The sequence below is a fragment of the Chitinophaga rhizosphaerae genome, assembly GCF_003958645.1.
Classification (GTDB): domain Bacteria; phylum Bacteroidota; class Bacteroidia; order Chitinophagales; family Chitinophagaceae; genus Chitinophaga; species Chitinophaga rhizosphaerae.
Window position 1 is genome coordinate 486,586 of record NZ_RXLO01000005.1, and the last position, 14,323, is coordinate 500,908.

Annotated in this window: 13 protein-coding genes and 1 tRNA gene; 4 read left to right on the forward strand and 10 right to left on the reverse strand. The window is 56.5% G+C overall.

The features are described from left to right. The first annotated feature begins 52 nt into the window (after positions 1-52). The 3 genes from EJ361_RS14865 to EJ361_RS14875 are packed head-to-tail and all read left to right on the forward strand — an operon-like array spanning position 53 to position 1,510. The gene (locus tag EJ361_RS14865; protein ID WP_126246416.1) at positions 53-259 is read left to right on the forward strand and encodes a hypothetical protein; all 207 of its coding nucleotides are present in this window, start codon (positions 53-55) and stop codon (positions 257-259) included. After that, positions 256-1,050, forward strand: coding sequence for a queuosine precursor transporter (locus EJ361_RS14870; RefSeq protein ID WP_126246417.1), 795 nt, complete (start codon positions 256-258; stop codon positions 1,048-1,050). Before EJ361_RS14865 ends, EJ361_RS14870 begins: the two co-directional genes overlap by 4 nt. A gap of 10 nt (positions 1,051-1,060) precedes the next feature. After that, on the forward strand, positions 1,061-1,510 hold the full coding sequence (locus EJ361_RS14875; RefSeq protein WP_126246418.1) for an NUDIX domain-containing protein: 450 nt from the start codon (positions 1,061-1,063) through the stop codon (positions 1,508-1,510). Here the strand turns inward: EJ361_RS14875 and EJ361_RS14880 are convergent. Genes EJ361_RS14880 through EJ361_RS14890 form a run of 3 tightly spaced genes read right to left on the reverse strand, consistent with a single transcriptional unit; the run spans position 1,507 to position 4,179 of the window. Next, complete coding sequence (locus EJ361_RS14880) at positions 1,507-2,445, reverse strand: magnesium transporter CorA family protein (protein ID WP_126246419.1); 939 nt, start codon at positions 2,443-2,445, stop codon at positions 1,507-1,509. The two genes, EJ361_RS14875 and EJ361_RS14880, sit on opposite strands and share 4 nt — an antisense overlap. A gap of 44 nt (positions 2,446-2,489) precedes the next feature. Continuing rightward, positions 2,490-3,269, reverse strand: coding sequence for a diaminopimelate epimerase (gene dapF / locus EJ361_RS14885; protein WP_126246420.1), 780 nt, complete (start codon positions 3,267-3,269; stop codon positions 2,490-2,492). Positions 3,270-3,303: 34 nt separating this feature from the next. Beyond that, positions 3,304-4,179, reverse strand: coding sequence for a nucleoside phosphorylase (locus tag EJ361_RS14890; protein ID WP_126246421.1), 876 nt, complete (start codon positions 4,177-4,179; stop codon positions 3,304-3,306). A gap of 109 nt (positions 4,180-4,288) precedes the next feature. Here EJ361_RS14890 and EJ361_RS14895 point away from each other — a divergent pair. After that, positions 4,289-4,359, forward strand: a tRNA-Cys gene (locus tag EJ361_RS14895). A 394-nt stretch (positions 4,360-4,753) separates the two neighbouring features. Here EJ361_RS14895 and EJ361_RS14900 read toward each other — a convergent pair. The 7 genes from EJ361_RS14900 to EJ361_RS14930 form a co-directional block, all read right to left on the reverse strand. After that, complete coding sequence (locus EJ361_RS14900; protein ID WP_126246422.1) at positions 4,754-5,284, reverse strand: discoidin domain-containing protein; 531 nt, start codon at positions 5,282-5,284, stop codon at positions 4,754-4,756. A gap of 3 nt (positions 5,285-5,287) precedes the next feature. Further along, positions 5,288-6,814: a RagB/SusD family nutrient uptake outer membrane protein gene (locus tag EJ361_RS14905; protein WP_164714254.1), complete on the reverse strand. Its 1,527-nt coding sequence runs from the start codon at positions 6,812-6,814 to the stop codon at positions 5,288-5,290. A gap of 11 nt (positions 6,815-6,825) precedes the next feature. Continuing rightward, on the reverse strand, positions 6,826-10,017 hold the full coding sequence (locus EJ361_RS14910) for a SusC/RagA family TonB-linked outer membrane protein (protein ID WP_164714255.1): 3,192 nt from the start codon (positions 10,015-10,017) through the stop codon (positions 6,826-6,828). Between the two features lie 345 nt (positions 10,018-10,362). Beyond that, complete coding sequence (locus EJ361_RS14915) at positions 10,363-11,514, reverse strand: FecR family protein (protein WP_126246425.1); 1,152 nt, start codon at positions 11,512-11,514, stop codon at positions 10,363-10,365. 71 nt (positions 11,515-11,585) lie between these two features. Further along, positions 11,586-12,161 (reverse strand): sigma-70 family RNA polymerase sigma factor, encoded by a 576-nt coding sequence (locus tag EJ361_RS14920; protein ID WP_164714256.1) that lies wholly within the window; start codon positions 12,159-12,161, stop codon positions 11,586-11,588. 85 nt (positions 12,162-12,246) lie between these two features. After that, complete coding sequence (locus EJ361_RS14925; RefSeq protein ID WP_126246427.1) at positions 12,247-12,987, reverse strand: 3-keto-disaccharide hydrolase; 741 nt, start codon at positions 12,985-12,987, stop codon at positions 12,247-12,249. Positions 12,988-12,992: 5 nt separating this feature from the next. Then, a complete protein-coding gene (locus EJ361_RS14930) occupies positions 12,993-14,279 on the reverse strand; it encodes a Gfo/Idh/MocA family protein (protein ID WP_126246428.1) in 1,287 nt (428 codons plus the stop codon). Positions 14,280-14,323: the final 44 nt, after the last annotated feature.

Consider the following 14,323-nt stretch of genomic DNA (forward strand, 5'->3'; position numbering starts at 1 on the left):
AAAATTGAGCTTTATCTGTAATATCTGCTATTGGCTAGGATTTGTCATCCGGATGACGGGAGATCCCGAAGCGTGGGACTTCCTCGTCAAACACGTCACTATCCTCGGCTGGCTCGTGGCCGCGCCCCTCAATATCGTTACCATTCTCCTCGCCATCGTTATGCTGCTGTTGAAAAAGGTGCGTTTTACAGATATCCATCCCTACGTTTTTGTGCTGAATGTCATTACTTTGCTTTTCCAACTCGTATCCCCCATATGATTACCAATATATTGAAAGACAAGCCCACCCGGGTCTTCATCATTCTAGCAGGCATTTTCGTGGCCAACGCCCTCATCGCCGAGATCATCGGCGTCAAGATCTTTTCGCTGGAAGCCACCTTCGGCATGGCACCCGTGAACATCATGATCTTCGGGGACGCGTACAGTTTCAACATGACCGCCGGCGTACTGCTCTGGCCCGTCGTTTTTATCATGACCGATATCATCAATGAATATTACGGCGTGAAAGGCGTCCGTTTCCTGTCGTACCTCACTGCCGCGCTCATCGCCTTCGCTTTCATCATCTTTTACATCGCCATCCGCCTCGATCCGGCCGCTTTCTTCGTAACGAGTAAGGTGGAAGCCGGCGTTCCGGATATGGACAAGGCGTACGGCCAGATCCTCGGCCAGGGTTCCATGATCATCATCGCGTCGCTCACGGCTTTTCTGCTGGGGCAGCTGGTAGACGTGTTCACGTTCCACAAGATCAAAAAAGTGACCGGCGAAGGCAAAATCTGGCTCCGCTCCACCGGTTCCACGCTTGTTTCGCAGCTTATCGACTCGTTCGTAGTCCTGTTTTGCGCGTTCTACCTGTTCCCGCTCATCGCCGGTCAAAAAGGACAGGTGTGGCCGCTGGGGCTGGTTATCAGTGTCTGCATCATCAATTACATCTATAAATTCACGGTCGCCATCGTGCTCACACCGGTCATTTATTGGGTCCACGGCATCATTGAAAGATACCTGGGCCATGAACTGGCGGGAGAGATGAAACGCGCGGCCATGAACCGATAAATAATTCAAAATGCCTCAGTTTACGGTCCGTGTATACGGCATCATGATCAATGAAAAGAAACAGGTACTCGTGAGCGACGAGTACATCCGCGGCGGTTATTACACCAAGTTCCCCGGCGGCGGCCTCGAGTTCGGCGAAGGAACGCTGGAATGCATGGTGAGGGAATGGCAGGAAGAGCTGCGGCAGGATGTGGAAGTGGTGGAGCATATCTATACCACCGATTTTTTCCAGATTTCGGCGTTCGACAATACCAATCAGATCATTTCCATTTACTATCTCGTAAAACCGGTGTCGCCGTTCGTGGCGCCTTTGCTGGAGGAGCCATTCGGGTTCGATATCCCGGAAGGGGCAGACCAGGTGGAGGGCGTTAGATGGGTGGATTGGGACGAATTTTCGGCACAGGCGGTCACCCTGCCGATCGACAAGGTGCTGGCGGATATCGTCAAATCAAAATACTAGAACCACTTTTTCTTCATGAAGTACCAGCTCATGACGATGGCCGTGATAATGGCGATCGTTACGGGGATGTAGAAACTGTATTTGGAATGGGCGTAGGGGATTTCCACGTTCATGCCGTAAATGCTGGCTACGAGTACGGGCAGCGTGAGCACGATCGTGATGGACGTGAGGCGTTTCATCACGAAGTTGAGGTTGTTGGAGATGATGCTCGCAAACGCGTCCATGGTCGAGGAAAGGATATTGGTGTAGATATTGGCCATTTCCAATGCCTGGGAAGTGTCTACGATCAGGTCGTGCAGGAATTCCTTTTCGTCTTCGTTGAGGCCGAGGAAGTTGGTGCGTTCCAGCTTCATGAGCAGCAGTTCGTTGCTGCGAAGGGCGGTGACGAAGTATACGAGGGATTTCTGGATGCGCATGAGGTACAGCAGTTCCTCGTTCCGGTTGGAATCGTAGAGTTTCTGTTCGAGCAAATTGCGGCGCTGGTTGATTTCCTTGAGGTAATCGAGGAAGTTCATGACCACTTTCTCGAAGATCTTCAGCACCATCATGTTCCGCTTTTCGGGATGGCGGTTGTGGAAGGTGTTGAGGAATTTCTTGATGGCGGCGTTGTCGAACGAATTGACGGTTACGATCTGGTTGTGGGTGAGGATGATCACGATGGGGATCGTGATGTAGTAGCTGTCGCTTTCGTTGATGGAGTTATTTTCTGTGGGGGTCTTGAGAACGATGAGCTTCACATTGTCTTCCAGCTCGAAACGGCTTTTTTCGTCGATATCCAGCGAGTCGGTCAAAAAGTCCAGCGGTATATCGAGGCTTTCCGACAGCTGTTCGAACTCGGATTGTTTCAACGGCGGGGTAATATTCACCCAGGCGCCGTTATCCGGCTCCTTGATTTCCACCGTACGGGCATCGATATTTATGAAGTACTGGATCATCCGGGCGCAAAGGTAACGGAATTAATTTACCAAAAGCGGGCGGCCTAAATTTTAATATTTCCTTCAAATACAGGCGTGGCGGGGCCGCAGAGCCAGATGTCCTCGAAGCTGCGCTCGCCCGTCCGCAGGTACCTGACTTCCAGGTGGCCGCCGAGGGTTTCCACGGGAATGGCGTACTGTCCGGCTTCGCCGGGGGCGGCGGTGAGGGCGGCGGCGGTTACCCCGGTGCCGCAGGAATAGGTTTCGTCTTCCACGCCCCGCTCATAGGTGCGCACGAAAATGCCCTGGTCGGTTTCCTGCACGAAGTTGACGTTGGTGCCTACCGCGGCGAAGCGCTCGTTGTAGCGGATGCCCCGCCCTTCCTCGTACACGTCCACTTCCTGGATATCGGTCACGAAGCGTACGAAGTGCGGGGAACCGGTATTGAGGTAGAAATAATTGTTCCCGATCTCCACCTGGTCCACATCCTTCATCTTCAGTTCCACCCAGCCGTTGTCGCGGAATTTGGCGTCATGCTCGCCGTCCGACGCGATGAACCGGAGCGTATCCCCTATAATACCCATGTTCCGGGCGAACGCGGTGAGGCACCTGCCGCCATTGCCGCACATGCTGCCTTCGCGGCCGTCGGAATTGTGGTATTTCATCCGGAAGTCGTACCCGTCCTGGTTTTCCAGCATCATAAGCCCGTCTGCCCCGATGCCGAAGCGGCGGTCGCACAAATGTTCGATCTGTTCGGTCGTGAGGCCGGAATATTCGCCGGAACGGTTGTCCACGATCACGAAATCGTTCCCTGTTCCCTGGTATTTATAGAAATGGATCTGCATGATGGAGCAAAGTTACACATTGTTGCGGAGGGATTCAAGCGGCGATGATAGGAAGGGCGGTGGTAATGAGTTTTTCCACGGCGGCGTTCCCGTCTGCGCTGAATTCTCCCCTGACGCGATTGGCCACGATGGCGCTCAGCGAGAGGCAACGGTGCCCGAAAACGCGCCCCAGGCCGTATATCCCCGAGGTTTCCATTTCGAAGTTGGTGATGCGCTGGTTTTCGAAGGTGAACCTGCCGAGCTGGTCGATCAGCTCGGGATGGGAGAGTGCACCGCGGAGCTGGCGGCCCTGCGGGGCGTAGAATCCCGGGCAGGTAACGGTGATGCCCGAATGGAACCCTTCGCCGAAAAGCCCCAGTAATTCCGGCGCGGCCTCGAACAGGTAAGGCCGGGCCGCATGGGGCTGCAGGCGCACCTGCCCGCGGAAAGCTTCCAGGAGCTGGAGCTCCTCGGGCGTATTGTGCCAGGTATAATAAGGCAGCAGGTTATCGAGCCCGATGGCGTGCGACGAAGCCACGAAACCATCGACCGGGATATGTTCCTGCAATGAGCCAGACGTTCCCAGCCGCACGATCCGCAGGCTGGTGAGCGAGTCTTTGACCTGCCGGGTTTCGAAATCGATGTTCACCAGGGCGTCCAGTTCGTTGAGAACGATGTCGATATTGTCTGTACCGATACCGGTAGACACCACCGAGATCCGGGTATTGCCGACATACCCGGTGTGGGTGACGAACTCGCGGTGCCGGAATTGCCCTTCCATCCGGTCGAAATGTTTGCTGACGTTCGCCACCCGGTCAGGATCGCCCACGGTGATGATGGTGTGCGCGATTTCTTCGGGCCTTACATCCAAATGGTAAACCGCCCCGCGGGCGTTGAGAATCAGTTCTGATGCGGCAATTCCTGTTGACATAAATCGATTTTTTTTATTCCGTAAAGAAATATCTTGTAATCAGATTTGGCAAATATCTAAAATTTACTACTTTTGCAGTCCATCAAAAACGGATGGGAACAAAAAACAAGGTACCGTGGCCGAGAGGCTAGGCAGAGGTCTGCAAAACCTCGTACAGCGGTTCGAATCCGCTCGGTACCTCAGGATCATCTGAAACCCGCCTTCATGGCGGGTTTTGTTTTTCCGGAACTTCCCCGTCCCCCCCAAACTGCACGCCCGGTCGCCCCGTTCACCCATCCCAATTTCAAACAACGTATTATCGGGAATTTGGTTGTATTTCGCAGTACGATGCCGTATTCCGGCAGCAGTGCCGCGCAAAATTCATGCTTGATTCCCTTTCCCGGGTAAAATTCCCGGAATTTTCCATGCCGAATCTTTGCAGCACTTTCAATCTTTGTGCATGGCATCGTCCCGACTGGCGGGTTATCTCGCTACCAACACCCACATCGCGAGGGCGGGAATGAGGAAGCCCGTGCGCTTGCGCGTCACGGGCTTCGGGGGTTCAGAGTAGCATCTACCGTTGGCAGTAGAATTCTTATTTAGTTGTGTACACTTCTATTTCCGACAGGAAGGCTTTCTGGATAGGCCCGGCCAGCGCGGTGAGCCGCAGGTACCGGTACGTGCCGGAAGAGGGCACGGGAAAGCTTTGGGCGGTACGCGTGGTGGGCACGAAGGCGAGATTGTCTTTGAGCAACGTCCATGCATTGCCGTCGGTACTGCCTTCCAGCTTGAAGCGCGTCATCCCGTTGGCGTCGTTCTGCCGGGCAATGATGTCGATCGTCACGAGATGGATGGCGGTTTTCATGTCGACGGTGATGGAATGCGGGTAAGGCAATACGGTCGGGCAACCTTGCGAGCTCCAGTAAGTGGCGGTTTTGCCGTCGAGCACGAGGTTGGCCGTTGCGGTTTCGCAAGTGGTTTCCTCGCTGGAAGCGGTAGCGCTCCAGCCGGTGCGGTCGGCTTTCATCACGGTGGATTTGTCCTGGAAGAAAACGGCGTCGGCCTTGCCGCATCCTGCCGCCGCGATACATGCCATGAGATATAGATAGAGAATTGATGGTTTCATGCTTTACGGATTTTGGGTGAGGTTCGGGTTCACCAGGCGCTCGCGGTTGGGGATGAAATAGATCACCCGGTTATCGGAGGGCAGGATGGTTTGCTGGATGTTGGTGCTGGGCGTGTTGTTGAGGGAATGCGTGCCGGGGTAGTTCCTTTCCAGCGGGCGGTTGTTCCGGAACAGATCGTAGGCCCGGTGCCCCTCGAACGCGAGCTCCAGCTGTCTTTCCTCCAGTACTGCATCCAGTACGGATTTGCCGGCCAGGGCCAGACTGGCGAGGGTATGTAAACCCGCGCCGGAAAGCCCTGCGCGCTGGCGCAACCCGTTCAGATCGTCTACCGCCAGCTGCAGCCCGGCGCCACCCTGTTTGGCATTCGCTTCCGCGCGGATGAGGTACATCTCTGCCAGCCGCAGGTACACGGGCGAGCTGAGGTTCACCAGGCCTTCCTGGTAATTGTACTTGTTGATGTAGTACATGGGCGTGTTGGGATTGAGGCGCGTGTTCATCCGGATATCCGCCACGGGTACGGTGTATGGCCAGCCCAGCACGCCGCTGGCGTTCGTGTACGGCGAAATGAAGGCATGCCGGAGGTCGGTAGGCTGCTGGTCGAGCAGGGCCATGTATTGGGTGGAAGCGTAAATCTCGCCCCAGCCGGTTTGCCCCTGGCCGCCTTCGCTGAAGTACATGGAACCGATGGCGCTGAAGTCGCGGTTCTCGGCCTTGGTGTGGCGGATGCAGAAAATGGTTTCGCGGTTGTCTTCGGGCACGCTGCGGAAGTAATTCTTGTAAGCGTCGCCCGTCAGCAGGCTGTAGCGGCCGGAATTGATGACAAGGTTGGCGAATTCGATGGCTTTGGCGTTGTTGCCCATATAAAGATACACGCGGGCCAGGAGTGCTTGCGCCACTTCCTTCGACGCGAAATTGTTGCTTTTCCTTTCGGTCATTAGGTCAATGGCTTTGAGCAGGTCAGCAACCACCTGGTCGTAAACTTCCTTCACGGAATTACGTGCCGGCAGCTCGGTGGTAGTGGATTCCAGGATGAGGGGAACAGCCTCGTTGGTACCGTTGCCCTGCGTATACGGCCGCCCGAAGATGCGGACGAGGTTGAAGTAGATCATGGCGCGGAGGTACAGGTTTTCACCCTTCAGCTGCTTCATGCCGGCCGAAGCCCCGTCGGGCGTGAAGGCGATCACCTTGTTGGCGGCGTTCACCACGCCGTACGATTGGCGCCAGACGTTGTTTACATGGCTCATATCCACCAGATGCGTATATCTGTATGCGTTAGACAGCGCGTCGGAGGAGGTTTGGGCCTGCGCGATATTATCGCCCTGGTATTCCGATAAAAAGTGAAAGGAGCGCACGTAATCGGCGTTTTTGAGCACCGCGTAGGTGCCGATGGTGGCAGATTTCACGTCCGCCTCGTTTTTGAGCGCATCGTCCTCGTTCTTGGCGGTCGACGGCTCGAAGGTTTTCTTGCAGGCGGTGCCGAGGCTCAGTGCCAGCACGCCCAACAGGAGTAAGCGGTATGTTGATGTCATTGTTCTCATTTTTAGAAACCGATGTTTACGCCCAGTAATATTTTCTTGCTGATCGGGTACTTGGTGCCGGAAACGCCTTTGGTAAAGCCGTTTGCGTTCACGAAAGAAACCTCGGGGTCCATGCCGGAGAATCTGGTGCCGGTCCAGAGATTGTCGCCGCTGAGGAACACGCGGATGCTGCCGATCTTGATCCTTTGCAGCAGCGCGGCGGGAAAGTCGTACCCGATCTGTACGTTGCGCAGGCGAACGTAGCTGCCGTCTTCCAGGAAGCGCGATGACGGCTCGTTAGACGCTTTGTTGCCGCCCAGCAAGGGTTTGGGATGGGTGGCCACGTCTCCGGCCTTGCTCCACCGGCTCCAGCCGTCGGCCAGTACCATCTGGTTGTAGCTGTCGTAAATGCCGTCCGAATCGAAGAACTGGCGCGAGCTGTTGAACACCTCGTTCCCGTACACGAAGTTGAAGAACGCGCTCATATACACCCCTTTGAAGCTAAACGTGTTCAGCATGCCACCGGTGAATTTCGGCGCGGAGGAAGTGCCGGTATATTGCAGCGTGGCGGCGTTGTAGCTGTTGGTGTAGGTGAGGTAGGTTTTGCCGTCGGCGTCGGTCACCACGCGCTCCCAGAGCGGATCTCCGGTGGCAGGGTCTACGCCGGCCCAGATACGCATGTACCATTTGTCGACGTCTTCGTTGAGGCCCACGGGCTGATTGGTGCCGGGGCTGGCGAACTTGTCGTTCCCGTTCAGCTTTGTCACCTTGTTGCGGTTCAGCGCGAAGTTGAGCGAAGTTTCCCATTTGAACCCGTTGACGAGGTTCTTCGTGTTCAGGGTGATCTCCATCCCGCGGTTGCGCATCGAACCGATGTTTTCCATCACGCTGGTATAACCGGTCGTGAGCGGCAGCGGGCGCAGCATGAGGAGGGATTTCGCCTGTTTGTCGTACAGGTCCACGTTCAACTCGATCCTTTTGAAGAACGACACTTCCACGCCCAGGTTGTTCACCCTGATCTTTTCCCAGGTGAGATCAGGATTGGCTTTCTGGAAGGGGAACGATCCGCTCTGCCCGGCATAGGAGGCCGATTGGTCGTACTGGTACAACCCCAGCGCCTGGTAGTTCTGGATGGGTGGATTGCCCACGGTGCCATGGCTCGCGCGCAGCTTCAGGAAAGAGATGGTACGGTTGCCGGCGAGGAAATTCTCGTTGCTCAGAATCCAGGAAGCGCCGACCTGGTAGAAGCTGCCGCCGGGATTGTTGTTGCCGAATTTGGAACTGATATCCCGCACGAAAGACGCGAGGAAGAAATACCGGTTGTCGAAATTGTAATCGCCCTGCACCAGCCATTTCTGGAAGCTGTATTCGTCGCGGCCGCCGGTGGGCGTGGATTTCGCTTCCGTAGCGGTGCTCATGGCCGTCATCCCCGCGGGTAGCCCGCGGCCGACGATGCCGTTGTTGTCGCCATAGAATTTCTCCGCTTCGGCCACGCCGAGCACGGTCAGGTTATGATCGCTCCAGCTGTTTTCGTACCGGAGGCGGTTGGAGCTGAGGAGCGTGTTGCTGTAGTTGATGTTATGGGCCAGGTACCCCTTGTCTGCCGTACCCTCTTTCGACCGCTGGTCCCAGTACTCGGTGGATTTGTAATTGTAAATGTTGGCGCGGTTATATGTGCTGAACGTGAAATGGCGGTTGATGGCGTAATCCAGGTTCAGGTCGCCGTTGAAGGTCATGGCGCGGTTGAACGACTGGTTATACTGCAGCGAATACAAAAAGTTGTGCTGCTCGCGCCCCAGCCAGCCGGTGCCGCTGCCGAAGCGGGGGGTGCCGTCGGCGGTGTAGGGCTTGTCCCACGGCAGGTTGGTATACGCGCCGTACAACGTGCTGCTGTGGTGGTTGTTGGCTTTTTCGTAACTGCCGTTGATGAGGACCGCCAGTTTCACTTTGCTGCTTAGTTTGTGGGTGATGTTGGCGCGGAAGTTATAGGCGGATTTGCTGTTGGTCAGCAGCGTGCCGTCTTCCTTGTAATAGGTGCCCGCGGTATAGAACTGCGTCTTTTCACTGCCGCCCGATGCAGACAGGGTGTAGCTTTGCGTCATGGCGGTGCGGAAGGCGATATCCAGCCAGTCGGTATCGGTATTGAGGACGGTGTCTGACCGCGTGGTGAACGTTTTTTGGTAGTCGTACAGCTCGCGGCTGTTCATCAGTTTGAATTTCCCGAAATCGGCTTTGTTGAAGCCGGTGACGGCGTTCACTTCGATGCGCGTTTTGCCGGCGCGGCCCTGGCGGGTGGTAACGATGATGACGCCGTTGGCGGCGCGGGAACCGTAGAGCCCCGTTGCGGCGGCGTCTTTGAGAATGGTGACGGATTCCACGTCGGAGGGGTTGAACGATCCGCCGATGTTGCCGTCTACCACCATGAGCGGGGAGGGGTTGCCGGCCAGGGTGCCCTGTCCGCGGATGGTAACGCTGTTGCCGGATGCCGGATCGCCGGAACCGGAGCTCACCACTACGCCGGGCGCCTTGCCCTGGAGGAGGTTGGAAAGGCTGTTGCTCGTCACGTCGCGGAGCTTCTCGCGGGAAACGGTGCTCACGGCGCTGGACAGGTATTTGACGTTCTTGGAGGAATATCCTACCACCGTCACGCCTTCGATGTCTTTACTGGCGGGGACCAGTTGCAGATCGAGCGCCGTGCGGCCCTGGACGGCCACTTCCCGCGTTTCGAACCCGATGTAGGAAATGATGAGGAACGCATCTTCCGGGATGTTGGAAATGCTGAAAACCCCGTCGGAATTCGTGGTGGCGCCGCGCCCGGTGCCTTTCACCTTGATGGAAACCCCCGGCAGCGGAAGCCCGCGGTCGTCGGTGATCCGGCCGGTGATATTGATGGGCGGCGGCATATCCGGCAACGATTCCACCGGTTTGCGGGAGATCACGATCACCTTGTCTTCGATGGAATATTCTAGGAACTGGCCGCGAAGGGCTTCCTTCAGGAAGTTTTCCAGCGGCTGGTTGCTGGCGTTGATGCTGATGGTGGCCCCATCGCGGACGATGCTCTTGTTGTAGAAGAAAACGAAACCCGTTTGCTTCTTCACAGCGGCAAACACCCTGGCGAGGGGAACGTCTTTCCCGGAAAACGTGATCGTTTGCGATAGGCTTTTTGCGCTGACGTGCATGCAGACCGCAAAAAGACAGGCGGCGGTTAATTTCATCGTATTCACGATTGTGGTGAAGCGGCTGCTCCGGTACCTCCCGGAACCGGGCCCCGCCTTACATAGATTTTGGCCTGCCTTCCATTGCGGACAACGGAAGACATACTTACAAAAAGTCCAAAAATTCATACTTTTGTAAAGGTTTAAGGTGGAGTAAATAAGTAGCTTGTTCCAACGGGCCGTTTTATCGATCTGCCTGAACTTATCCGGGGAAGTGGTACGAACACTTCCCTTTTTTTATTCCTGGCAGACAATAGTTCTCCTTACCGTCGTCGACGGTGCTTTTTTGAGCGTATTAACATGGCAATATCTCGCTGTCTTTAGTTAGCTGTTACGATTTCACTGTTACGGCAATACGATCAGGCGGTTGCCTTCTTCGATCCTGAATTTTATGTTGACTTTGGTTAATATCCTTGTTACCTGTGATAACTGGAGCGACTGTGGCAGTTCTCCTTCAAAGATCTGGTCGGGCACGTTCCCTTCGTAGATCACGTCGATATCGTACCACCTGGCCAGTTGCCGCATTACGTCGCGGAGCGGTGCGCCCTGGAAGATGAAGAACCCTGATTTCCAGGCGGTCACTTGCTCCAGGTCGGGCTGCAGCACCGTCATGGCGCCTCCCTGCGCGATGCGGGCCTGCTGGCCGGGAACGAGCACCCGAGAGCCGGTGGTGTTGCGCACGCGCACCGAGCCTTCCAGCAATGTAGCCTGGATGTGGGGCTCGTCTTCATACGCATGAATATTGAACGCGGTGCCCAGCGCCTGTACGTCCGTTCCGCCGCCGATGCTCGCGAAGAAAGGGTGCTTCGCGTCTTTGGCCACTTCGAAATACGCTTCGCCGGTCATTTCCACACGGCGTTCGGCGCCGGAAAAGGCGGTGGGGAAGCGGAGGGAAGAGGCGGCGTTGAGCCAGACCTTCGTGCCGTCGGGCAGAACGAGCTGGAACTTGCGCCCGCGGGGCGTGGTCATGGTATTATAAGTGATCTCGCTGGCGGCGGCGGCGTCGTAGGCAAGACTACCGTTTTGCAAAGTGATGCGGGTCCCCTGCTGGTTGGCCACGAGGCCGTTGCCGAGGGAATCGAGGATGATCTGCTGCCCGCCCGCCAGGGTGAGGATGGCGCCTTCCTTTCCGGGGGCCACGTCGTGAGGGCCGTTCGCCGCTATATCGGCCGGTTGATCCCCTTTCCAGAGCTGATAACCGAGGGGAATGGCGATGGCGAGCGCCAGCACGGCGGCGGCGGCATACCACCAGCCCAGGCGCCGTACGGGGGCCGACTGCGGGCGGTGCAGGATGCGGTCTGCGATCGCATCTTTTGTATCGTCCGTCATGGCCGGGCCGGGCCTGAGCTGTTCCCAGGCATCGCGGAGGTGGGGAGCCAGCACGTCCGCGCCCTGCCGGTCGAGCAGTTCGAAGAAAGCTTCCTTTTCGGCCTCGCTGGCCTGGCCGCTCATCCAGCGTTCCAGTAATTCGGGCAGTTGTGACGGATTCGTTTGCATAGTGGTATATATAGGGACAACGGTAAAAAGAAAAAGGGGCTATGCCCGGCAAAGAATTTTCGGAAATTTTTTCAGAGGGAATGGAGAATGCAGATGGCAAGCAGCGTAGTTATGCGGCTGGTCACGTACCTGACGATCGATTGCGTAGCGTACTGGATGTACTTTTTGACCGTTTCGCGGGAGAGCTGCATTTCCCGGGCGATCTCATGGTATTTCTTGCCCTGCCGCCGGCTCAGGAGCCAGGCTTTCTGCTGCTGGGAGGGCAACTGGCGGATGGCTTCTTCCACGATGTCGAGATCGGGCTCCGGGGAAAGTGGCGTATCGGCTTCGCCCCGCGCCATTTCCCACTCCATCGCCCTTTTCCTTTCCCGCATCATTTTTTTGATGGCGTTCAGGGCATGGTTCCGGGCGATCACGAAAAGATAGTTCCGGAAATTGCGGACACCGGCCAGCGCCTCGCGGCTGATCCATATCTGAAGGAAAATATCCTGCACCACTTCTTCCGCCAGCTCGCGCGACTTCGTCAGCTGCCAAATGTAGGCATAGAGATGGTCGGCATATTGGCGGAAGAGGTCGCGGAAGGCGTTTTCATCGCCTCTGGACACTTCCTGTAACGTGGCACTGATATCGACAACGTTGTTCGGCAACAGGGTGAAGTTTGTGTGTGGCCGTAAACATAAAGAAAAAGCCCGATGCGGAGTGCATCGGGCCTTCGAAAATTTGACAGGCGGATTAGAGTTTGCGCAGCCAGATGTTGCGGTAGCTCACCAGATCGCCGTGATCTTGTAATGCGATGGGCAGATCGCCGTGCTTTTCATAGAACGGTTTGCCGATATAAAGCGTTTTGCCGAGCAATGCGTAATTGTTCTGTACCAGCACGCCATTGTGGATAACGGTCACGCGGGCGGGAGATTCCACGGTGCCGTCTGCCTTGAAACGGGGCGCGGTATAGATCACGTCGTACGTTTGCCACTGGCCCGGAGGAAGGCAGGCGTTGGCGAGGGGGATGGCCTGTTTGTAGAGGCTGCCGGCCTGGCCGTTGGAATACGTCCTGTTATTGTAGTTATCGAGCACCTGCAATTCGTATTGTTCCTGCAGGAAAATGCCGCTGTTGCCGCGGCCCTGGCCTTCGCCTTTCACGACGGAAGGTGCGCGCCATTCGATATGCAGCTGGAAGTCGCCGAAGGAAGCTTTGGTTTTTATACCGCCTTTGCCGGGCGCCACGGTGAGGGCACCATCTTTGATGGTCCAGGGCGCCGCGCTGCCGTCTTTGTCAGACACCCAGCTGTCGAGGTTCTTGCCGTCGAACAGCACGATCGCGTCAGAAGGGGCCGTGGTGGCCGTTCCGGGCGTAACTTTCGGGGGCACGGGCTCCCATACTTCGGTGTCTTGCGGTTTGGCGTCTTGCGCAGCCGCGGATAATGCTGGCGCGGCGAAAGCTGCGCAGAGGAAGAGTTTCGTGATCCGTTGCATGTCGGTTATTTGGGAAGTTTGTAATTGTTGTGGTATTCGGGCGTGATGAAGGCGTTGGCTTTTTTATTGTCGAATTTACCTTCATACGGACGATAATAAATCCGTTCCCCGGTGCGGAACGCGATGTTGCCCATCTGCGCGTTGGTAGCCACGTTGGCGCCCGTGCGGATGTCGCAGTGCAGATCGGTCAGCTTGCGGGATTTGATGACTTCCAGCCAGTTTTTGGTGTGCTTGTCCAACCCGTTGTCCTTCGCCTTGATCCGGCTGATGCTTTCCATCTTGTCTTTCTCCGCGATCACTTCCCATCCGCCACGATCCAGTACCAGCGTGCCGTTGTTGCCGATGAAGGCGATGCCGTGGTCTCTGCCGTAGGGGCCGCCGTTGATGCCGGTAGCGTGTTCCCACTGCATGTTGAAATCATCGAACTCATAAAGGGCGGTGAGGGTGTCGGGCGTTTCGGCGGCATCGTCGGGGTAAGCGAATTTTCCGCCTGCGGCTACCACGCTTTTAGGGTTGGAGGCTTTCATGCCGTACAGCGCGTAATCGATGAGGTGAACGCCCCAGTCGGTCATGAGGCCGCCGGCGTAATCCCAGTACCAGCGGAAGTTGAAATGGAAGCGGTTGGCGTTGAATTCGCGCATCTGGGCGGGGCCGAGCCAGGTTTTATAGTCCACACCGGCCGGCGGCATGGCGTTGGCCGCCACGGGCACGGGCTTCATCCATCCCATATACGCCCAAACCTTTACCAGTCTTACCTTACCGAGCTTCCCGGAATGTACGTAGGCGATGGCGTCGTTGAAATGGTCCATGCTGCGCTGCCATTGCCCCACCTGTACCACGCGCCCCGTCCGCTCCTGGGCGTTCACCATGGCGCGGATCTCGGCGATCGAGTTGCCGATGGGTTTTTCGACGTAGACGTCTTTGCCGGCGCTCACGGCATCTACCATCTGCAGGCAGTGCCAATGGTCGGGCGTGCCGATCACCACGGCGTCTATGTCCTTGCTTTCCAGCAGCTTGCGGTAATCGCCATAGCGTGCGGGCATTTTACCGGTTTTTTGTTGCAATTCGCCGGCCCGCTTGTTCAGGACGTTTTCGTCTACGTCGCAGAGCGCAACGCAATGGGCTTCAGGATGCTTCAACAGGGCGTTCAGGTTGCTCCAGCCCATCCCGTTCACTCCGATAACGGCGATATTGACGCGGTCGCTGGGAGCCAGCGCGCGGAGGGATGAGGGCAACAGGGCCGATCCGGCCAGGAATGCGGAAGTGCTGGACAAAAAGTTCCTTCTGTGCATGTTTTCATGTTTTGACGTGGAAAAGAAAATAACTGTTAGGATGA

Bases quoted from the DNA above. Each gene is read 5' to 3' on its own strand.
- EJ361_RS14900 (WP_126246422.1), bottom strand. From the start codon at position 5,284: ATGAAACCATCAATTCTCTATCTATATCTCATGGCATGTATCGCGGCG.
- EJ361_RS14865 (WP_126246416.1), top strand. From the start codon at position 53: ATGACGGGAGATCCCGAAGCGTGGGACTTCCTCGTCAAACACGTCACT.
- EJ361_RS14870 (WP_126246417.1), top strand. From the start codon at position 256: ATGATTACCAATATATTGAAAGACAAGCCCACCCGGGTCTTCATCATT.
- EJ361_RS14910 (WP_164714255.1), bottom strand. From the start codon at position 10,017: ATGAAATTAACCGCCGCCTGTCTTTTTGCGGTCTGCATGCACGTCAGC.
- EJ361_RS14875 (WP_126246418.1), top strand. From the start codon at position 1,061: ATGCCTCAGTTTACGGTCCGTGTATACGGCATCATGATCAATGAAAAG.
- dapF (WP_126246420.1), bottom strand. From the start codon at position 3,269: ATGCAGATCCATTTCTATAAATACCAGGGAACAGGGAACGATTTCGTG.
- EJ361_RS14890 (WP_126246421.1), bottom strand. From the start codon at position 4,179: ATGTCAACAGGAATTGCCGCATCAGAACTGATTCTCAACGCCCGCGGG.
- EJ361_RS14880 (WP_126246419.1), bottom strand. From the start codon at position 2,445: ATGATCCAGTACTTCATAAATATCGATGCCCGTACGGTGGAAATCAAG.
- EJ361_RS14915 (WP_126246425.1), bottom strand. From the start codon at position 11,514: ATGCAAACGAATCCGTCACAACTGCCCGAATTACTGGAACGCTGGATG.
- EJ361_RS14930 (WP_126246428.1), bottom strand. From the start codon at position 14,279: ATGCACAGAAGGAACTTTTTGTCCAGCACTTCCGCATTCCTGGCCGGA.
- EJ361_RS14905 (WP_164714254.1), bottom strand. From the start codon at position 6,814: ATGACATCAACATACCGCTTACTCCTGTTGGGCGTGCTGGCACTGAGC.
- EJ361_RS14925 (WP_126246427.1), bottom strand. From the start codon at position 12,987: ATGCAACGGATCACGAAACTCTTCCTCTGCGCAGCTTTCGCCGCGCCA.